The organism is Vibrio sp. JC009 (genome assembly GCF_029016485.1).
GTDB lineage: Bacteria > Pseudomonadota > Gammaproteobacteria > Enterobacterales > Vibrionaceae > Vibrio.
The window spans coordinates 856484-876621 of record NZ_CP092106.1 but is presented as its reverse complement, the minus strand read 5'-3'; the positions used below and the strand labels follow the sequence as shown (position 1 = coordinate 876621).

Annotated in this window: 15 protein-coding genes; 2 read left to right on the top strand and 13 right to left on the bottom strand. The window is 47.2% G+C overall.

Features of this window, described 5'->3' with window-relative positions; all coding sequences use genetic code 11:
- Positions 1-67: 67 nt before the first annotated feature.
- The 10 genes from L3Q72_RS04160 to tig form a co-directional block, all read right to left on the bottom strand.
- Positions 68-922, bottom strand: coding sequence for a formate/nitrite transporter family protein (locus L3Q72_RS04160; protein WP_275131409.1), 855 nt, complete (start codon positions 920-922; stop codon positions 68-70).
- Between the two features lie 266 nt (positions 923-1188).
- Positions 1189-1515, bottom strand: a complete 327-nt coding sequence (nirD, locus tag L3Q72_RS04155; protein WP_275131408.1) for a nitrite reductase small subunit NirD — start codon at positions 1513-1515, stop codon at positions 1189-1191.
- Entirely contained in the window at positions 1512-4079 is a 2568-nt protein-coding gene (nirB, locus tag L3Q72_RS04150; RefSeq protein WP_275131407.1) for a nitrite reductase large subunit NirB, read from the bottom strand. Before nirB ends, nirD begins: the two co-directional genes overlap by 4 nt.
- A 284-nt stretch (positions 4080-4363) precedes the next feature.
- Positions 4364-4690 (bottom strand): helix-hairpin-helix domain-containing protein, encoded by a 327-nt coding sequence (locus L3Q72_RS04145; RefSeq protein WP_275131406.1) that lies wholly within the window; start codon positions 4688-4690, stop codon positions 4364-4366.
- A gap of 127 nt (positions 4691-4817) precedes the next feature.
- Positions 4818-6683 (bottom strand): peptidylprolyl isomerase, encoded by a 1866-nt coding sequence (gene ppiD, locus L3Q72_RS04140; protein ID WP_275131405.1) that lies wholly within the window; start codon positions 6681-6683, stop codon positions 4818-4820.
- 175 nt (positions 6684-6858) lie between these two features.
- The gene (locus L3Q72_RS04135) at positions 6859-7131 is read right to left on the bottom strand and encodes an HU family DNA-binding protein (protein ID WP_275131404.1); all 273 of its coding nucleotides are present in this window, start codon (positions 7129-7131) and stop codon (positions 6859-6861) included.
- 199 nt (positions 7132-7330) lie between these two features.
- Positions 7331-9676, bottom strand: coding sequence for an endopeptidase La (gene lon / locus L3Q72_RS04130; RefSeq protein ID WP_275131403.1), 2346 nt, complete (start codon positions 9674-9676; stop codon positions 7331-7333).
- Positions 9677-9794: 118 nt separating this feature from the next.
- The gene (gene clpX / locus L3Q72_RS04125; RefSeq protein WP_275131402.1) at positions 9795-11069 is read right to left on the bottom strand and encodes an ATP-dependent protease ATP-binding subunit ClpX; all 1275 of its coding nucleotides are present in this window, start codon (positions 11067-11069) and stop codon (positions 9795-9797) included.
- A gap of 75 nt (positions 11070-11144) precedes the next feature.
- On the bottom strand, positions 11145-11771 hold the full coding sequence (gene clpP / locus L3Q72_RS04120) for an ATP-dependent Clp endopeptidase proteolytic subunit ClpP (protein WP_275131401.1): 627 nt from the start codon (positions 11769-11771) through the stop codon (positions 11145-11147).
- A 186-nt stretch (positions 11772-11957) separates the two neighbouring features.
- Positions 11958-13262 (bottom strand): trigger factor, encoded by a 1305-nt coding sequence (gene tig, locus L3Q72_RS04115; protein ID WP_275131400.1) that lies wholly within the window; start codon positions 13260-13262, stop codon positions 11958-11960.
- Positions 13263-13743: 481 nt separating this feature from the next.
- On the opposite strand from tig, the gene L3Q72_RS04110 reads away from it, so the two are divergent.
- A complete protein-coding gene (locus L3Q72_RS04110; RefSeq protein WP_275131399.1) occupies positions 13744-15537 on the top strand; it encodes an ATP-binding protein in 1794 nt (597 codons plus the stop codon).
- 96 nt (positions 15538-15633) lie between these two features.
- Positions 15634-16977, top strand: a complete 1344-nt coding sequence (locus tag L3Q72_RS04105) for a sigma-54 dependent transcriptional regulator (protein WP_275131398.1) — start codon at positions 15634-15636, stop codon at positions 16975-16977.
- A gap of 54 nt (positions 16978-17031) precedes the next feature.
- On the opposite strand, the gene L3Q72_RS04100 is transcribed toward L3Q72_RS04105, so the two are convergent.
- The 3 genes from L3Q72_RS04100 to L3Q72_RS04090 are packed head-to-tail and all read right to left on the bottom strand — an operon-like array spanning position 17032 to position 20071.
- Positions 17032-18393: a TRAP transporter large permease gene (locus tag L3Q72_RS04100; RefSeq protein WP_275131397.1), complete on the bottom strand. Its 1362-nt coding sequence runs from the start codon at positions 18391-18393 to the stop codon at positions 17032-17034.
- Between the two features lies 1 nt (position 18394).
- Positions 18395-19015 carry a TRAP transporter small permease gene (locus L3Q72_RS04095; RefSeq protein ID WP_275131396.1) on the bottom strand — a complete coding sequence of 207 codons (621 nt, stop codon included), beginning with the start codon at positions 19013-19015 and terminating at the stop codon, positions 18395-18397.
- Between the two features lie 60 nt (positions 19016-19075).
- On the bottom strand, positions 19076-20071 hold the full coding sequence (locus L3Q72_RS04090; RefSeq protein WP_275131395.1) for a TRAP transporter substrate-binding protein: 996 nt from the start codon (positions 20069-20071) through the stop codon (positions 19076-19078).
- Positions 20072-20138 lie beyond the last annotated feature (67 nt).

Sequence of the window (20138 nt, the reverse complement as noted above, 5' to 3'; positions counted from 1 at the left end):
CAAAAAGGGAACCTGATTCGCTTTAACAGAAATCAGGCTCCCTTAAGAATAGATAAGCTAAGCGCGATTAGTTAGTGCCAAATACCGGCTCTGCCTTAATCTCTTCTTGTTGCTGCGCATCAATAGCCGGAGCTGTTTTTGCGTGAGTCAGGTAAAGAGGGATACAGGTACACACAAGGCCACCAACGATATTACCCAGGATAGTCGGGATAAGGTTGAAGTTCAGCCATGTCGCGATACCAAAATCAGCGCCAAGAAGCATGCCCAGCGGGAACAGGAACATATTTACTACTGTGTGTTCAAATACCAGAGCAAAGAAGGCAAAGATAGGCAGCCACATTGCAGCAACTTTGCCGGCAACAGTACGTGCCGTCATATTGCCGATAACGCCCAGACATACCATCAGATTACAGAAAATACCTCGTACGAAACAGGTAATCCAGCCGTCGCCGCCCAGGCTTTCAAAACCGGCAGAGCGTGCGGTTGATACTGCGATGATCTTTTGCGCTACGGCGTTTGGATCAATGGTGAAGTTTTTGGTCATTGAAAGTGCGATAAAGAAAGCCACCAACAGAGAACCAATCAGGTTACCCAGACCAACCAGTCCCCAGCAACGCAGGATACGGCTCCAGGTGATACCCGGACGGTTATCAAATTTTGCCAGCGGTGCAAGACCAAATACGCCTGTCACCAGGTCATAACCCATCAGGCTAAGAATACAGAAGCCAACCGGAAAGACCAGCGCGCCAACCAGGCCCATTCCGCTCTGAACGATAGCTGTAATTGCAACAACAACGGCAACAGAAAGAATAACACCGGCCATGGTGCCGCGTAGCAGAAGATCGCGGGTGCTGGTTTTCACCTTCGCTTCACCCACATCTATCATGGTTTGTACAAATTCTGCTGGTTTTAGATCTGACATTTTATGTCCCCATTTAAAGTTAAAGATTAAAAGTTAAGATTGAATAGTCAAAGGCTCCCTGTTGGTTGCTGGAAACCTTTTGCTATTGAATCCCAATGCTGTCGGCGTTGTAGAAATGCTCCTACGTCGTCACCCCGGAAATTGCGAAGCTTTTATCCGGGATCTACTTTCTGCGCGCTGTAGAGCCTGCAATAACCTTATGCCTTACAACACGCTTCAATTAGATTCCCGTTTTCACGGCTGTATTGGAATGAGGGAAGCTGGCCTTAAGCAGCCACTTCCACATTTCCGTCAGTCACGCGCACTTCAAAGGCTTCAATATTGAACTGCTCATCTTCCATGCATACACCTGTAGCAAGGTTAAAACGCTGCTTTTTCAAGGGACTGGCAACCCACAGCTCTTGTTTGTGCTCCACGATAAGGCCGCGGGATAGCACGTTGGACTGAGCGTAAGGGTCCATATTGCTGATCGCGTACACTTCTTCGTTGGCACGCGGGCGGAAAAGTGCCACCTGCTTACCGTCAACCAAAGCACATACGCCAGTGCCCGGGATGATGTCTTCTAGTGTGCAGACGTTGATCCAGTTACTCATACGTTTTCCTCCAGAGTCACATGCAGAATGTCACCCTTCGCTTCAGGGTGTTTCTCAGTAAAAGTGGCCGGGCGATGCTGGTCGCGGGCCGGAACAAACACCACATTGTCATCACGTTCATCAGAGTTGATAAAGTGAGAGAAACGCTTTAGCTGAGATTTATCATTGATGGTGTCAGTCCACTCACAACTGAACTCTTCAACCAGTTTCTGAATGTCGGCTTCAAGCTGGTCGTTGATACCAAGTTTGTCTTCAACGATCACTTCGCGCAGGTAGTCGATACCGCCTTCCAGATTCTCCATCCAGACAGAAGTACGCTGCAGTTTGTCTGCGGTACGGACGTAGAACATCATAAAGCGGTCGATGTACTTCAGCAGCGTCTCTTTATCCAGATCAGATGCCAGAAGATCAGCGTGACGAGGCTTCATACCACCATTGCCACACACATACATGTTCCAGCCTGCATCTGTTGCGATGATCCCCAGATCTTTACCCTGAGCTTCGGCACATTCACGGGTACAACCGGAAACACCAAACTTCATTTTGTGAGGGGCACGGATACCCTTGTAGCGGTTTTCCAGCTCAACACCCAGGCCGACACTGTCCTGAACACCGTAACGACACCAGGTTTTACCCACACAGGTTTTCACCATACGCAGCGATTTTGCGTAAGCCTGACCTGTTTCGTAACCCACTGCTATCAGCTTGCGCCAGATAGCCGGAAGGTCATCTTTCTGAGCGCCAAACAGACCGATACGCTGAGCACCGGTAACCTTGGTATACAGCTTGTACTCTTGTGCAACTTCAGCCAGTACCGCCAATGCTTGTGGCGTAACTTCACCACCCGGCATACGCGGTATAACAGAGTAAGTTCCGTCTTTTTGCATGTTGCCAAGGAAGTTATCGTTAGTGTCGTGCAGGCCAACCAGCTCAGGTTTCAGGATGTGCTCGCCCCAGCAGGAAGCCAGGATAGAACCGATTGCCGGTTTACACACTTCACAACCGTAACCCTTGCCGTATTTTTCAAGCAGAGCATCAAAAGTCTTGATGCCTTCAATGCGGATCAGATGGAACAGCTCCTGACGCGAGTATTCAAAGTGCTCACAGATATGGTTATTTACTTCAACGCCTGCTTTGGCCAGCTCGGCATTCAGAACATCAGTAACCAGCGGGATACAACCACCACAGCCGGTACCGGCACTGGTTGCCGCTTTTACATCACCGATAGTGTGGTGACCGTCAGCCACTGCCTGAGCAATCTTGCCTTTGGTGACATCGAAACAGGAACAGATAACCGCACTTTCAGGCAGTGAATCTGCACCCAGAGCCGGTTTTTCCGCACCGGCGTGTGCAGGAAGGATCAGCATGTCCGGCTTTTCCGGAAGCTCGATATCATTCAGTTTTAGCTGAAGCAGATTGCCGTAGTCGGAAGTGTCACCAACCAGAACCGCGCCCAGCAACTTCTTACCGTCTTCAGAAACGATAAGGCGCTTGTAAACCTCTTCTTCTTCATTCAGGTAAACGTAACTTTTACAATTTGGCGTGCGGCCGTTTGCATCGCCAATGCTGCCCACTTTTACGCCCAGAAGCTTTAGTTTGGCACTCATATCCGCGCCTTCAAAAGCGTTCTCGTTACCTGCCAGATGATCAACCGCTACCTGAGCCATCTTATAACCCGGAGCCACAAGGCCAAAGAAGGTTTCATTCCAGGACGCACATTCACCGATAGCGTAAATGTTTTCATCCGAAGTCTGACAGTGGTCGTTAATTGCAATACCGCCACGAGGGGCAATTTCCAGTCCAGCCTGACGTGCCAGCTTATCCTGCGGACGGATGCCGGTAGAGAATACGATAAAGTCCACCTGCAGCTCAGTGTCATCGGCAAACTTCATGGTGTTACGGGCAGTTTCACCTTCAGCCACAATCTCAAGGGTGTTCTTGCTTGTGTGAACCTGAACGCCCATGCGCTCAATCTTATTACGAAGCTGCTGACCGCCCTGCTGATCTAGCTGCTCGGCCATCAGCACAGGCGCAAATTCAATAACGTGAGTTTCAACGCCCAACGCTTTCAGAGCACCTGCCGCTTCAAGGCCCAGCAGACCGCCGCCAACTACAACACCGCTCTTGCTCTTCTTAGCGCAGGCTTCAATGGCTTTAAGATCTTCAATGGTGCGGTAGACAAAACAGTCCGGACCTTCGTTGCCCTTGATTGGCGGAACCCAGGGGTAAGAACCGGTAGCTAAAACCAGCTTATCGTAGCTTAGCTCGCGGCCGTTGCTTGAGTAGACAATCTGCTTATCGCGGTTGATGTTAATGGCACGCTCGCCCACCAGTACCTTGATGCCGTGCTTCTCATAGAAACCTTCCTTAACCAGAGAAAGTTCCTCGGCAGTATGATGCGAGAAGTAGGAAGATAGGTGAACACGGTCATAGGCAACACGAGGCTCTTCACAAAAGACAGTGATATCCATCTCCTGCACATTGGCTTTTTCAACCAACTCCTCGATGTAGCGATGACCCACCATGCCGTTACCAATAACGACAAGTTTTGTCTTGTTGCTCATTTTCGGATCCTAAGATTTACAAACTGAATTGTGTCGTATCTTAGTAACCAAATGCATTTATTTTTTGACACTAATCAATTTTTAAATGAAACACCACTAAAGTAGTAAGACTAAAGTGTGAGCTATATCTTTGTAAAAGCACCTAAAATCAAGGTGATAGCACCCGCCCTTTATTGACAGGTTAATTATTAATAAAAATGACAAGCTGGTTTTCTGAAACAGAAAGAAAAAAGCAGCAAAACAAGGAAGTTTTACTGCTAATGAAAGTTAATTAAATGAACAGGTTATAATTCGATACGTTCTCTGTTCTTATCCACGGTTGCCTGCCCTATCCCTTTGACATTCACCAGATCATCAGGCGACGTAAACAGACCTTTCTCTTCACGATATTTCACAACTTCCTGAGCTTTCTTGGCGCCGACACCTTTCAGCATAGTGGCAATCTCATCGGCCGTCGCAGTGTTAATATTGACCTTGAGTTCGATGCCTTCATATTTCTCTTCAGCAGATTTTGCAGGCTCAGCTGGTGCGCTGTTTGTATCTGCAGAAACTGCCGGAAATGCAAGAAATGCGGAAAGCAGAGCAGCAGGGATGAATTTAAATTTAGACATATGGTTTCCTTTAACCTATTGAAAAATATAATGCTAAAGAATCACAAAATGTCTTTCATCCTGACTGTACAAAAACAGAACGGGCTGCATAATGCAGCCCGTTAATCATTAACTCAATTACAAATTATTACGGCTGAACGTTTACTGCGTAATACTCAATGTCAGCCTTCTCACGAAGTGTACTCAGCACAGCCTCAAGATCCTGCTGGCTGCCGGTGCGAACCAGCTGCGCGCCAACCTGAGTGTTGATTGAATCATCGATGGTTTCGTTCACTTTTGACAGCTCAACAATAACGACGTTACCCATAAAGTCTTTTGTCTGCGCAAAACCTTTCTTGTCCGCTTCCGGCTTCGGCATAGCAAAAACCACCTTTGCCAGCGGAGAACTGCGGTCAATTGATTCGATTTCGCCAAACTCAAGACCATTGTCCGTCAATACAGCTTCGTTATCCGCTTTCAGAGCCTCTACAGCCGATTTAGCCACTTCCTGTGCCTTCTGCTCGCCTTTCACACCAGAAAGCTCCTGAGAAACTTTCTCCTGCACTTGCGCAAACGGAAGCACCATCTCATCACGGGTCTCTTCAACACGAACCACAATGACGTGCTCAGGCGCGATTTCCATTACCTCTGAGTTCAGGCCGTCCTCTTTTACTTCAGCACTTTCCAGAGCCTGAGTCACTTCTGCGCCGCGAAGAACTGCAGGTGCATCAAGCTGTGAAATAAAGTCTGTCGTCTGAACCGGCTGATTTACTGCTTCTGCAGCATCCTCCAGTGAGTCAGGGAATTCAAATGCCACTTTTTCCAGCTCAGTCAGCAGCTCATAGAACTTCTCAACAGCTTGCTGGTCAACAATCTCAGCTTTCACTTCTGCTGCTACGTCAGCAAACGGCTTAGACTCAGAAGCCTTAAGGTTGTCCAGCTTGATAATATGGTAACCGAAAGCTGACTTAACCAGACCTGTAGTGTCACCCGCTTTTGCCAGTGCAAATGCTGCCGCTTCAAAGTCAGCGTCCATCACGCCCTTTTCAACCCAGCCCAGTGAACCGCCAAGTTCCGCACTACCGATATCTTCCGATTTCGCTTTTGCCAGCTCAGCAAAATCAGCGCCACCGTTCAGTTCATCAAGGATTGCCTGCGCTTTTGCTTCATCGTCACCCTGTACAAGGATATGGCTCAGCTCACGCTGCTCTGCAGAAGCGTACTTGTCCAGGTTTTCCTCATAGTATTGCTGCGCCTGCTCATCAGAAATTTCAATCTGATCTTTAAGCTGCTGCGCTGAAAGCTCGATATAAGCCACTTTTGCCTGCTCAGGACGAGTATATTTTCCAGGATTCGCCTTGTAGTACTCCTGAAGCTCTTCCTCAGTCAGTTCAAGATTTTTGGCAAACTCTTCAGGGCTCAGTGAAATGGTTCTGATATCACGAGTCTGAGTAAACAGCTTGCTCTGATTCTCAATTTCTTTGCTCAGTACAAATTCACTCGCCTGGAGCGCAGTAACCACCTGAGCACGTGTCATTTCACGGCGAAGATATTCTGCGAAGCTGTCAGCATTGAAGCCTGCACGGCGCAGTGACGCAGCGTAGATTTCCTGGTCAAACTTACCGTTGTTCTGGAAAGGCTCCATGCGAAGGATTTCTTTACGGATTTGCTCATCGCTGATGCGCAGACCAAGCGAATCTGCATATTGCTCGATAAGAACATCGTTGATCATACGATCAAGTACCGATTTTCTGAACGACTGTACGTAAGCAGGATCAGCCAGAAGATTTGCAAAGTAATCGCCCATCTGTGACTGCATGCGATTACGTTCGTTTTGATATGCCTGCTCGAATGCGTTACGGCCAATTTCTGTGTTGCCGACTTTTGCCGCTGCATTGCTGCTGCCGCTGATTAGGTAGTTGCCCACACCAGCAAACACGAAGGAAAGGATGATAAGCCCCAAAATAATTTTAACTGCGATGCTGTTTACGCCCTCGCGTAATCGATCCATCATAATCTTTTAATTCTCCGATGGTTGAGCCTGCTGCGGTTGTTCCTGTCCAGCGACCCGGGTTTGAAGTTGAATGAGCAGATGATATCAGAAAAAGAAATGCGCACCAGTATGATGCGCATAATTACAGATTCAAAACCCAAGATATAGTCTTCTGTTTTGAAAGCCCGTAACTCGATTAGTTACACGCGTCTTTTAGAGCTTTACCAGCTTTGAATGCAGGAACTTTAGCTTCTGCAATCTGGATTTCTTCACCAGTCTTAGGGTTGCGGCCAGTGCGTGCTGCACGTGTACGTACGCTGAAAGTACCAAAGCCAACAAGAGCTACCTGCTCTTCTTCCTTAAGAGTGTCAGTCACTGCTTCAATGAATGCGTCAAGAGCACGGCCCGCTGATGCTTTTGAGATATCTGCGCTTTCTGCAATTTTTTCTACTAATTGTGTCTTATTCACGGTTATTCCCCTTATCGTTACCGATTATTTTTTTAGTTGGTAACATTCGTTCCATTTGAGATATTAAATTTTACCGCAGGCCTTTAATCACAAGCCCTGCGGCATGGTTTGATACGTTAGCTCCCAAAAAAAACGCTGACAAGCCTTTTTCCATGCTGTCAGCGTAATTCTTTACTTATTTTTGCTGTATATCACCTTTTTACGACTCTACAGTAAAGCCAGAAGGGTCGTTCTCAAGCGCTACGGCTAAAACTTCATCAATCCACTGCACCGGCTTGATAACCAGATCGGCAATAACATTGTCCGGAATTTCCTCAAGATCACGTTCGTTATCCTTAGGAATCAGCACAGTTTTGATGCCGCCACGGTGTGCAGCCAGCAGTTTTTCTTTCAGCCCGCCAATCGGCAAAACTTCACCACGAAGGGTAATTTCACCCGTCATAGCCACATCCGCACGCACAGGATTTCCGGTTAAGCTAGAAACCAGAGCCGTACACATAGCGATACCCGCACTTGGGCCATCTTTTGGCGTTGCACCTTCAGGTACGTGAACGTGAATATCACGCTTCTCGTAGAAGTCTTCGTTGATGCCCAGTTTATCGGTACGGGTGCGAACCACTGTCATTGCCGCCTGGATAGACTCCTGCATTACATCGCCAAGAGAGCCGGTCTGAGTCAGCTTGCCTTTACCCGGCATAGCTTCTGTCTCGATAGTCAGCAGATCGCCGCCCACTTCTGTCCATGCAAGGCCGGTAACCTGACCGATACGGTTGCTGTCATCCGCTTTGCCATAGTCGTGACGCTGAACACCCAGATAATCCTTCAGATTATCCATGTTCACCACAACCTGCTTCAGATCTTTATCCAGCAGGATGTTCTTAACCGCTTTACGGCAGATCTTGGAGATTTCACGCTCAAGGCCACGAACACCGGCTTCACGTGTGTAGTAACGGATAATGCCGATAATCGCTGAGTCTTCAATCTCAACTTCACCCGCTTTCAGTCCGTTACGCTGCATCTGCTTTTCAACCAGATGGCGCTTAGCGATATTCAGCTTTTCATCTTCGGTGTAACCGGACAGACGAATCACTTCCATACGGTCCAGTAGTGGGCCCGGAATGTTCATTGAGTTCGAAGTGGCAACAAACATAACGTCTGAAAGGTCATAATCCACTTCCAGATAGTGATCGTTGAAGGCGTTGTTCTGCTCAGGGTCAAGCACTTCAAGCAGAGCTGACGACGGGTCACCGCGCATATCTGAAGACATCTTGTCGATTTCATCCAGAAGGAACAGCGGGTTCTTCACCCCAACCTTAGACATTTTCTGAATAAGTTTACCCGGCAGAGAGCCGATGTAAGTACGTCTGTGACCGCGGATTTCCGCTTCATCACGAACGCCACCCAGAGCCATACGGGTATACTTACGACCTGTCGCCGATGCGATAGAACGGCCAAGAGAAGTTTTACCCACGCCAGGAGGACCAACAAGGCAAAGAATCGGACCTTTCAGCTTGTTGATGCGGTTCTGAACCGCAAGGTACTCAAGAATACGTTCTTTAACACGCTCAAGACCGTAATGGTCTTCGTTAAGGATCTCTTCCGCTTTCGCCAGATTCTTCTTAACTTTTGAGCGCTTAGACCAAGGTACACCAACCATCCAGTCAATGTAGCTGCGAACCACCGTTGCTTCAGCAGACATCGGAGACATCATCTTCAGCTTCTGCAGTTCCTGTTCCGTCTTTTCACGCGCTTCCTGAGGCATTTTCGACTCTTCAATCTTCTTCTTCAGAGTTTCAAATTCATCAGGCGCATCGTCCATCTCACCCAGTTCTTTCTGAATCGCCTTCATCTGCTCATTCAGATAGTACTCGCGTTGAGATTTTTCCATCTGCTTCTTAACGCGGCCACGGATACGTTTTTCAACCTGAAGCAGGTCGATTTCCGACTCCATCTGCCCCATCAAAAATTCCAGACGCTCGTTCACATCAATAATTTCAAGCACCTGCTGCTTCTCAGCAAGTTTTAAAGGCATGTGAGCAGCAATGGTATCCGCAAGGCGAGCAGCCTCGTCGATGCCGTTCAGAGAAGTCAGCACCTCTGGCGGAATCTTCTTATTCAGCTTGATAAAGCCTTCAAACTGATTGATCGCACTGCGGACAATCACTTCTTCTTCCTTCTCTTCCATCTCTGGCGTGATCAGGTATTCGGCTTCTGCCTGGAAGAACTCACCTTCAATAAAGTGTTCAATGCGGGCACGCTGCTGCCCTTCAACAAGCACTTTTACCGTGCCGTCAGGCAGTTTCAACAATTGCAGAATGGTTGCGACGGTACCTATTCCAAACAGGTCATCAATTGAGGGCTCATCGGTATCTGCTTCTTTCTGAGCAACAAGAAGGATCTGTTTGTTGTGCTCCATCGCTGTTTCCAGACAACGGATTGATTTTTCACGGCCAACAAACAAAGGAATTACCATATGAGGGTAAACCACTACATCGCGCAGCGGCAGTACGGGAATCTCTATACGCTCGGAACGTTCCAAGTTCATATTCTTCTCTCTTCCACTTTATCTATGTGAAAGTATATGGGGTTTTTTTAAAGAGATTCAACATAGGAATAAAAAAAGAGGAGGTATTTTTTACCTCCTCTTTCCATTTGAGTTATTTTTACTCAGCGCCAGCAGCCTGGCTTTCGGTTCCGTTGTAAATCAACAGAGGCTCAGACTCGCCATTGATGACTGACTCGTCAATAACCACTTTACTTACATCCGAAGTAGACGGAAGCTCGTACATGGTTTCAAGCAGCACACCCTCAAGAATTGAGCGAAGGCCACGAGCACCTGTTTTACGGTCCATCGCTTTCTTAGCAATTGCCTTCAGAGCGTCTTCACGGAACTCAAGCTCAGCGTTCTCCAGCTCAAACAGAGCTGCATACTGCTTAGTAAGCGCGTTCTTTGGTTCGCAAAGAATCTGAATAAGCGCATCCTCGTCCAGCTCGGTCAGAGTAGTTGTTACCGGAAGACGACCGATGAATTCAGGAATCAGTCCATATTTCACCAGATCTTCAGGCTCTACCTGCATAAACAGTTCACCAATAGTCTTAGTTTCATCCTTAGAACGGACTTCAGCACCAAAACCAATACCAGCACCTGTAGCCACACGCTGATCAATCACTTTATCCAGACCGGCAAACGCACCGCCACAGATAAACAGGATCTTAGATGTATCTACCTGCAGGAACTCCTGCTGAGGATGCTTACGTCCGCCCTGAGGAGGAACAGAAGCCACTGTACCTTCAACCAGCTTCAGCAGTGCCTGCTGTACACCTTCACCGGAAACATCACGGGTGATAGATGGGTTTTCAGCCTTACGGGAAATCTTGTCAATTTCATCGATGTAGACAATGCCACGCTCAGCTTTCGCTACGTCGTAATCACATTTTTGCAGCAGCTTCTGGATGATGTTTTCAACGTCTTCACCAACGTAACCCGCTTCTGTCAGCGTCGTTGCATCAGCCATTGTAAACGGTACATCCAGGAAGCGCGCCAGCGTTTCCGCCAGCAGTGTTTTACCACTACCGGTTGGACCAATCAGAAGGATGTTACTTTTACCAAGTTCCACACCTTCCGCAGTGGTATCACCATTACGTAAACGCTTGTAGTGGTTATATACCGCAACAGCTAGCACTTTCTTAGCATAATCCTGGCCAATTACATAATCGTCAAGGTGCTCGCGGATCTCGCGAGGTGTCGGTAGTGCCTCAGATTCTTTCTTCGGCAAAACGTCCTTGATCTCTTCACGAATGATGTCGTTACACAGATCGACACATTCATCACATATGTAAACAGATGGCCCTGCGATCAGCTTGCGAACTTCGTGCTGGCTTTTGCCGCAGAAAGAGCAATACAGTAACTTACCGCTCTCTTTGCTTTTATCTGTCATTCGCTAACCTCTTAGCCTTTACCTTATCTGATTTGAGTGTATATCAATTTCTGTCAAAACGCAGCGCGCAATTTGCTATTCGCCACGGTGATTCAGAACAGAATCCACCAAACCGTATTCAACTGCCTGATCACCAGACATGAAGTTGTCGCGATCCGTATCGCGCTCAATGATTTCCAATGGCTGACCGGTGTGTTCAGCCAACAGGCGATTCAGCTTCTCTTTAATGGTCAGAATTTCCTGAGCGTGGATCTGAATATCAGATGCCTGGCCCTGGAAGCCGCCAAGAGGCTGGTGAATCATCACTCTTGAGTTTGGCAGTACGTGACGCTTACCCGGTGCGCCACCAGCCAGCAGGAATGCACCCATAGAGCATGCCTGTCCCATACATACAGTACTTACATCCGGCTTGATAAACTGCATGGTGTCATAAATAGACATGCCCGCAGTGACACTTCCGCCCGGAGAGTTGATGTAAAGGAAAATATCTTTGTCCGGATTTTCAGACTCCAGAAATAGCAACTGAGCCGCGACAAGGTTAGCCATCTGATCTTCTACCTGGCCTGTCAGAAAGATGATTCTCTCTTTCAGCAGACGTGAGTAGATGTCGTAAGAGCGCTCACCACGAGAAGTTTGTTCCACAACCATTGGCACTAAGGCATTCATGATTGGTGACATTGCGTTGTTATCTTGAAAGCTCATTTATCTCTATCCCTAAATAATACCAACCTATGTAAATGTCAGATCTTTATAACACTAATTTAACTTAGGAAGCAAAAAGACATTTATATAGAATGGTACAAAATGGTCCGATTGAGCAACTCAAACGGACCATTGATTGCAGAGAAGTTAAGACTGGCTCAACTTTCTGCTTAACTTACGGAGAACTTAAGCAGCTGGCTGCTGGTTCATAAGATCGTTGAACGCAGTCTCTTTTTCGCTTACCTGAGCTTTAGCGATGATTGCGTCGATAGCCTGCTCTTCAAGAGCAACGTTACGCATGTTGTTCATCATCTCTTCGTTCTGCTCGTAGTATGCAACTACTTCAGATGGATCTTCGTAAGCTGTTGCCATCTCTTCGATTAGCGCTTTCACTTTCTCGTCGTCAGCTTTCAGCTCTTCAGACTTGATTACTTCACCAAGAAGAAGACCAACAACTACGCGACGCTTAGCCTGCTCTTCGAACAGTTCACGTGGAAGTTGCTCAGCAGCTTCTGGGTTACCGCCGAAACGCTGTGCAGCCTGCTGGCGAAGAACACCGATTTCCTGATCGATAAGTGCAGAAGGAACGTCGATTTCGTTCTGCTCAACCAGACCGTCGATAGCCTGTTCTTTGATCTTGTTCTTAACTGCTTGCTTAAGCTCACGCTCCATGTTCTTACGAACTTCAGCTTTAAGAGCATCAACACCGCCTTCAGCAACACCGAACTTAGCAACGAACTCGTCGTTTAGTTCAGGTAGTTCACGAGCTTCAACCTTGTTCACTTTGATAAGGAACTTAGCTGCTTTACCTTTTAGGTTTTCAGCGTGGTAGTCTTCCGGGAAAGTCACGTCGATTTCGAATTCCATACCAGCAGTCTTGCCTGCGATACCGTCTTCAAAACCAGGGATCATGCGGCCAGCACCCATCTCTAGTGGGAAGTTCTCAGCTTTACCGCCTTCGAACTCTTCACCGTCGATAGAACCAGTGAAGTCGATAGTTGCGCGCTTGCCTTCTTCAGCAGCTTCTTCAACTTCAACCCAACCAGCCTGCTGCTTGCGAAGAGTTTCGATCATCTCTTCAACGTCAGCATCTTTAACTTCTACTACTGGCTTTTCAACAGTAACGTTCTCAAGACCTTTCAGTTCGATTTCCGGGTAAACTTCGAAAGTCGCGTTGAATACAAGATCTTTACCAGCTTCGTTTTCAACCGGCTCAAAAGTAGGAGCGCCAGCCGGGTTGATTTTTTCTTTAACGATAGCTTCGATGAAGTGACGCTGCATCACTTCGCCCATTACGTCTTGACGTACTGCTTTGCCGTACATTTGAGCAACCATCTTCAAAGGCACTTTACCTTTACGGAAACCATCGAAACGACGGTTTTTAGCGATGTTGCGAAGTTCCGCTGTAACTGCATCTTCAATGTTTGCAGCAGGAACAGTAATTGATAGACGGCGTTCTAGGCCTTCTAGAGTTTCAACAGTAGCTTGCATTATTTTATAAACCTCAAAACTAACTCAGTTTCTCTGAGTATCTTAACCTCTGCATGTTTCACATAGCAGCAGGCTGTATCCTTGTAGCACCTTGGGTACTGATTCTAAATCGAGCATCGGTATCTGATATTCAAATACCGGACTAATCAGCGATATCTTTGCCCAAATAATAAGAAAAGGTATCTCCGATTAGCCTCAGGACCAAAAAATTAGACGCGACATTCTAGCGATATGACTAAGCGCTGTCGAGTCATCACCTAAATTCTCAACCTAAGTTGATACAAACACAGCAACTCACTGCTAATTTGACCAACATCGCCACAGAAATGGGGACGATATATGTTTTTTCAACAGAGCGAAGAGTTTTTTTTGATTAATTAGGTAAAAAGAGATCTTTGTCTTGTTTTGACAGTCCATTTCCTTCGTCTTTGTGGCTGTGTGCAAAACTAATCTAAGGAAAAATGTATACGGAGATGGATACGTGAGAAGACGAAAAAAGCGTGTTGTGATTACTATTGCTCTCCTTTATTTTCTCACCATTGCGCTGGGAGGTCAGCTCTACTGGAATTTCAGCTATGAAAGGCAGGTAACTGCTGATAACACCAAACTTCACAGCTACGCTTCCCAGTTGTCTGCGCTTTTAGAAAAGTACACCTATATTCCACAACTGCTGTCAAAGGACAGTGAACTTATTGATGCGTTAAAAAATCCGGCTAATTCCGCTCAGATAGATTTAGCTAACCGTTACCTTCTTGAGGTTAACCAGATTATAGAGGCCTCCGACACCTACCTGCTTAATATCGAAGGAACAACATTAGCGTCAAGCAACTGGCAAAAAGAAAACAGCTTTATCGGAAGAAACTTTGCATTCAGGCCCTACTTCCAGCAAGCCATACAAGGTGACAAAGGGCAGTACTTTGCTCTGGGTTCCACCTCAGGTAAACGAGGTTTTTATTACTCCTTTCCCATAGTCCATGCCGCTGAAATTCTCGGAATCATTGTGGTAAAAACCAACCTGACCGATATAGAACAGAACTGGGCCGGTAACGGCAGCTATGTGCTTGTCAGCGATAACAAGGGCATTATCTTTATGTCCAGCCATACTAAATGGCTGTATAAAAGCTTTACTCCCCTTTCAGAAAAACAGAAACAGGCCATTAGCGAAAGCCAGCAATATCTGGATAAAGAGATTGTTTCCCTTAATTTCACCCGGACCAAAGCCTCACAGCCAGCCCCGGAAAACACCAGCGAACTGATAAAGCAGAACTCGGCGCCGGGAAACGGCACCTACATCAGCAGTCAGCAAGAGGTGGACTTCCAGAACCTGACCGTCAGCATCCTTTCACCCAAAATACAGCTTTTCTGGTCTGCCATGAGCTTTACCGCCATGCTAACCGTGGCCTTCGCTCTTATTGTTGCATCCTGGCTGCTTATCAAAGACCGCCGGGAGAGAACACAGCAGATAGCCCATATCGAAGAGGAAGCTAAACAGCGGCTGGAGTACCAGGTGAAGACACGAACAGCCAAACTTCAGAAAGAGATCGAGGAGCGGGAGAAAACCGAAGCGGCTCTGAGGAAAACTCAGGATGAACTGATTCAGGCCGCAAAGCTTGCCGTGCTTGGCGAAATGTCCGCCAGCATCAGTCACGAACTGAACAACCCACTTGCTGCGATTCGCAGTTTTGCTGAAAACGGTAAAAAGTTTCTGGATAAAGGACAGCCGGAAAGAACGGCTGATAACCTTTCCCGTATCTCAGACCTGACAGAACGGATGGCGAAAATAAGCCAGCAGCTAAAAAGCTTTGCCCGTAAAAGCTCTTCAGAGGAGCTGGTCATCACACAGGTTCAGCCCGTTATTGTTTCTACTGTCGATTTAATGAAAACCCGGCTCCGCTCTGAGCAGATTGAACTGGAGTCACTGATCGCTGAACCAGAAACAAAAGCCAAAATCATCCCCCTCCAGTTGGGGCAGGTACTGATAAACCTGTTATCGAACGCCATCGAAGCGCTGAAAGAGTGCGAAGATAAACGGATCAGAATCATGCTCTATGAAGAGGAGAACTCGGTAAAACTTTCTGTAGAAGACTCAGGTAACGGCATACTGGAAGACACTATGCCTAAGCTCTTTGAACCTTTCTATACAACAAAGAGTGACGGACTGGGGCTCGGGCTCTCTATATCCCTACAGATAATTCAAAACATGGATGGCAGGCTTTCCATTGACAGTTCTGAGCTTGGCGGTGCTAAGTTTACTATTTCATTATCGGCAGAGTAATATCACTCTGCCTATCACATTTTCTTAACCACTTAAGAGCTTGTTTCCCGGTTCCGCTTTATTATCAAAACCATACAAAATCAGGAAGGAACCTTTATGTGCCAGCTGTTTTTTATTGATGATGAGTCAGATATGCGTATCGCATATGAACAGGCATTTGAGCTGGCAGATATTTCTGCAAAGTTTTTTCCGGATGCAGAGTCTGCGCTTCTGGAAGGGAAGAAGAGTGGCTTTCCTTTAGTTATCGTGACAGACATCTGCCTGCCCGGCCTATCCGGTCAGGATCTGTTTCATTCTATAAAACATCAGGATGCCGAGCTTCCCGTTATTCTGATAACCGGCCACGGCGATATCTCAATGGCCGTCGAAGCCATACGTAATGGCGCTTACGATTTTATCGAAAAGCCTTTTTCCACTGACCGCCTAATAGACACTGTAAACCGGGCTATGGAAAAACGCCGCCTGACGGAAGAGAACAAACAGCTAAAACAGGCGCTAAAAGCTAAGACAGCCCTTGGTCCCCGGATTATAGGTGAAACGTCCGCAATAGAAGCATTACGTGACACCATCACGCATATTGCCGATACCAACGCCGATATCCTGCTGTTCGGAGAAACCGGAACAGGTAAAGAGCTTATCGCCCGCTCACTGCATGAACAGAGCAGTCGCCGCGGGCAGAACTTTGTCGCAGTCAACTGCGGCGCAGTTCCGGAAAACCTGATTGAAAGTGAGCTTTACGGCCATGAAAAAGGTGCTTTTACCGGAGCAGAAAGCAAGCGGGTTGGTAAGTTTGAATACGCTCAGGGTGGCACACTGTTTCTTGATGAGATTGAATCCATGCCAATGCAAGCTCAGATCCGCCTGCTCCGCGTACTGCAGGAAAGAAATATCGAGCGTGTGGGTTCTAACCAGATGATTCCGCTTGATATTCGGGTAATCGCCGCCACTAAAGTGGATTTAAAACAGGCGGCTGCTGAAGGTACATTCAGAGAAGATCTCTATTATCGACTCAATGTAGTCACTCTTGATCTACCTCCTTTGCGTGAACGGAAAGAAGATATTCCTGCCCTATTCCATCACTTTCTGCTTGTTGCTGCCGCCCGTTATGGTAAAGCCGCCACCTCTCTTTCCGGCGCAGATTTACACACACTGATTGGCCACAGCTGGCCGGGCAATGTCCGTGAACTCAGAAACGCCGCTGAACGCTATGTGCTGCTGGGAAAACTGGCCCAGCCTGGCGGAGGTGACGAAAAGAGCTCAAAAGCCAGCAGCCTTGCCGAACAGGTTGCTGAATTCGAACGCTCGGTTCTGGAACAGGCACTTATCGAATGTGGCGGCAGTATTAAAGATACAATGGATAAACTCCACCTGGCTCGAAAAACGCTCTATGACAAGATGCAAAGGTATGAACTGAATAAGGATAATTACAAGGTTAATTAATCTGAAAAAAGCCCTGCAAATGCAGGGCAACCCATATGGAGCAAGGGATTCCCTTTATTTTGTTATAATCTCAGGTCCCATTAAAGTAGTCGGCATCCAGGTTGAAACCCATGGTACATAGGTAACAATCAGCAGGAACAGGAACATAACAGCTACCCAGGGCAGTGCTGCTTTTACTACATTCACCATAGACATCTTAGCCACACCGGCAGTTACAAACAGATTCAGCCCCACAGGCGGTGTAATCATACCTATCTCCATATTCACCACCATAATAATCCCAAGGTGAATCGGATCAATGCCCAGTGCGATAGCAATAGGGAATACCAGCGGCGCTACGATAATCAGCAAACCGGAAGGCTCCATAAACTGACCGCCAATAAGCAAAAGAACATTGACCACAATCAGGAAAGTAATCGGGCCAAGACCAGCCGAAAGCATAGACTCAGTAATCATCTGAGGAATACGCTCTTCTGTCAGTACATGCTTAAGGATCAGTGCATTGGCAATGATAAACAGCAGCATAATGGTCAGCTTACCCGCCTCAAACAGGGTGGCATGCGTATCCTTGTGAACAAAAGTCTGACACGCTTTTACTATCCATGGCTTACTATTGCTCTTATCAGCAAAGGGGCCCATGTCTTTGTAAACAAAGTTAGCGATAAAAAATGAATACACAGCTGCAACCGCCGCCGCTTCCGTCGGGGTGAAGATACCGCCGTAGATGCCACCAAGAATAATCACCACCAGCAGAAGACCCCAGCTTGCATCTTTTGCCGCTGCAATCGCCTCTCCCCAGCCCACAAATGGCTGCTTTGGCAGATTCTTAACCCGGGCTGCGATATAGATAGCGATCATCAGCATTAAACCGGCAAGCAGACCCGGAATCACGCCACCAAGGAACATACGGCCAACAGAGACATCGGTAGCAGCAGCATACACAACCATAACAATAGATGGCGGAATAAGGATCCCCAGCGTACCAGCATTACAGATAACGCCGGCAGCAAACTCTTTGGAATAACCGTTTTTCACCATACCGGCGATAACAATGCTGCCAATAGCAACCACAGTTGCCGGTGACGAACCGGACAGCGCTGCAAACATCATACAGGCTACAACCGACGCCATCGCCAGACCACCGCGAAACCAGCCAACCATAGCAATAGCAAAACGGATAATTCTTTTTGCCACGCCACCAGTAGACATAAAGCTTGAGGCCAGAATAAAAAATGGGATTGCCAAAAGTGTGTAGTGACCTGCAAAGGCATTAAACAGTGTCTGGGCAACAGAAGCTAAAGAGGCCTCTGAATGCATCATCAAAAACGATACGCTGGACAGCCCTAGGGAAATAGCGATTGGAACCCCAACCAGCATAAATCCGATGACCATCAGAAACAGAAATAAAATAGCCATATTAACCTTCCTTCACTTCCTGAAGCGATTCCAGATCTTCTTCTGCCTCATGGCCTGAAATAAGACGATCCAGTTCACCAAAAACTATCTGATAAGCTGCCTGCAAAAAACGGAACGTCAGCATAGCCATACCAATAGGCAGTGCGGCGTAAGGGATAAAGCGAGGCATTTTTTCGTAACGTTCACCTTCATTCAGCCAGTCGGCCAGAAACTGAAGCATCTCCGGCATGGGGATATCATCGGTTTCATACCAGGCACGCTCAGTAACAAACGGATACCAGTAGTTCCAGGAGCCGACAAGAAGCAGGATGGAAAACGCCAGACAACAACCCACAGCGATAATGGCATAGACTCTGCGCAACCCTTCGGGTGCCATATTCACCACCACATCCACACCTATGTGGAAATGGCGTTTGACCCCATAAGATGCGCCCACAAGGATCATCCATGCAAACATAAACACGGTCAGTTCAAGGGCCCAGAGAATGTTGTCGTTCAACACATAGCGGAATACAACATTGGTAAAGGTAAGCAAAGTCATTAACCCTAAGAAACCAGCTATCAGGGTTTCTTCGATTAAATCAGTCACTCTGCCGACTTTTGAAAAAAATGACTGTTCCATATGAAGACTCTTTAATTTTTTTGTTATCTCCTCCCCTTTTGAAGGGGAGGCCGGGAGGGGTTACTTATTAGACGCCAGTGCAGCTTCAATCAGATCTGCGCCAATATCCTTCTCAAACCTCTGCCACACAGGCTGAAGTGCCGTTACCCATGCCTGACGCTGCTCATCGGTAAGAGCGCGAACTTTACCACCTGCCTCAATAACATTTTGACGGTTAGCCTGATTCACCTTTGACGACTCGGAGTTACGTGTGTCCGTCACTTCCATAACGATATTCGCCAGCTGGTCGCGAACATCACCCGGCAGCTTGTCCCAGAACTTATTTGAGGTCACAACCAGATAGTCCAGAATGCCGTGATTGGTTTCTGTTACACCGTCCTGTACTTCGAAGAATTTTTTGCCATAGATGTTTGACCAGGTATTCTCCTGACCGTCGATAACCTTAGTCTGAAGACCACCATATACCTCTTTAAACGACATCTTCTGAGGGTTAGCACCGAGCTGCTCGAACTGTGCAACCAGCACATCGGATGCCTGTACACGGAACTTCAGCCCTTTGGCATCATCAGGATGAATAAGAGGCTTGTTCGCCGACATCTGCTTCATACCGTTATGCCAGAATGCCAGACCTCTCAGACCACGGCGCTTCATTGCATTTTTCAGCTTGTCACCGGCTTCAGAATTCTGGAAACGGTCAACGGCTTCAACATCTTTAAACAGGAAAGGAAGGTCAAAAATGCGGTATTTCTTAGTGATTTTTTCAAACTTAGACAGCGAAGGCGCCGCCATTTGAACATCACCATTTAAAAGGGCTTCCAGTACCTTATCATCATCGTAAAGTGTTGAGTTAGGGAACACCTGCATACAGGCTTTGCCATTCATCTCTTCGTTAACACGCCTTTCAAGCAGAGAGGCTGCAATGCCTTTCGGGTGTTTATCGGCATTGGTTACATGGCTGAACTTAATCACAATTTCACCTGCATCACAGTTTGCGAAAGCGTTAAAACTTGCCAGCGCAAGAGTGGAAACAGACAGTAGAGCAAGAGGCTTTTTCATATACAATCTCCTTTAGGTATTCGCAGATCCATCTGTGGGCTGCATAACTCCTATAGGGCAATAAGCG

Excerpts from the sequence above, each read along its gene's own strand:
- clpP (WP_275131401.1), bottom strand. The coding sequence starts at position 11,771 with ATGAGCTTTCAAGATAACAACGCAATGTCACCAATCATGAATGCCTTA.
- L3Q72_RS04105 (WP_275131398.1), top strand. The coding sequence starts at position 15,634 with ATGTGCCAGCTGTTTTTTATTGATGATGAGTCAGATATGCGTATCGCA.
- L3Q72_RS04160 (WP_275131409.1), bottom strand. The coding sequence starts at position 922 with ATGTCAGATCTAAAACCAGCAGAATTTGTACAAACCATGATAGATGTG.
- nirB (WP_275131407.1), bottom strand. The coding sequence starts at position 4,079 with ATGAGCAACAAGACAAAACTTGTCGTTATTGGTAACGGCATGGTGGGT.
- L3Q72_RS04100 (WP_275131397.1), bottom strand. The coding sequence starts at position 18,393 with ATGGCTATTTTATTTCTGTTTCTGATGGTCATCGGATTTATGCTGGTT.
- ppiD (WP_275131405.1), bottom strand. The coding sequence starts at position 6,683 with ATGATGGATCGATTACGCGAGGGCGTAAACAGCATCGCAGTTAAAATT.
- lon (WP_275131403.1), bottom strand. The coding sequence starts at position 9,676 with ATGAACTTGGAACGTTCCGAGCGTATAGAGATTCCCGTACTGCCGCTG.
- L3Q72_RS04095 (WP_275131396.1), bottom strand. The coding sequence starts at position 19,015 with ATGGAACAGTCATTTTTTTCAAAAGTCGGCAGAGTGACTGATTTAATC.
- tig (WP_275131400.1), bottom strand. The coding sequence starts at position 13,262 with ATGCAAGCTACTGTTGAAACTCTAGAAGGCCTAGAACGCCGTCTATCA.
- L3Q72_RS04090 (WP_275131395.1), bottom strand. The coding sequence starts at position 20,071 with ATGAAAAAGCCTCTTGCTCTACTGTCTGTTTCCACTCTTGCGCTGGCA.
- nirD (WP_275131408.1), bottom strand. The coding sequence starts at position 1,515 with ATGAGTAACTGGATCAACGTCTGCACACTAGAAGACATCATCCCGGGC.
- L3Q72_RS04145 (WP_275131406.1), bottom strand. The coding sequence starts at position 4,690 with ATGTCTAAATTTAAATTCATCCCTGCTGCTCTGCTTTCCGCATTTCTT.
- clpX (WP_275131402.1), bottom strand. The coding sequence starts at position 11,069 with ATGACAGATAAAAGCAAAGAGAGCGGTAAGTTACTGTATTGCTCTTTC.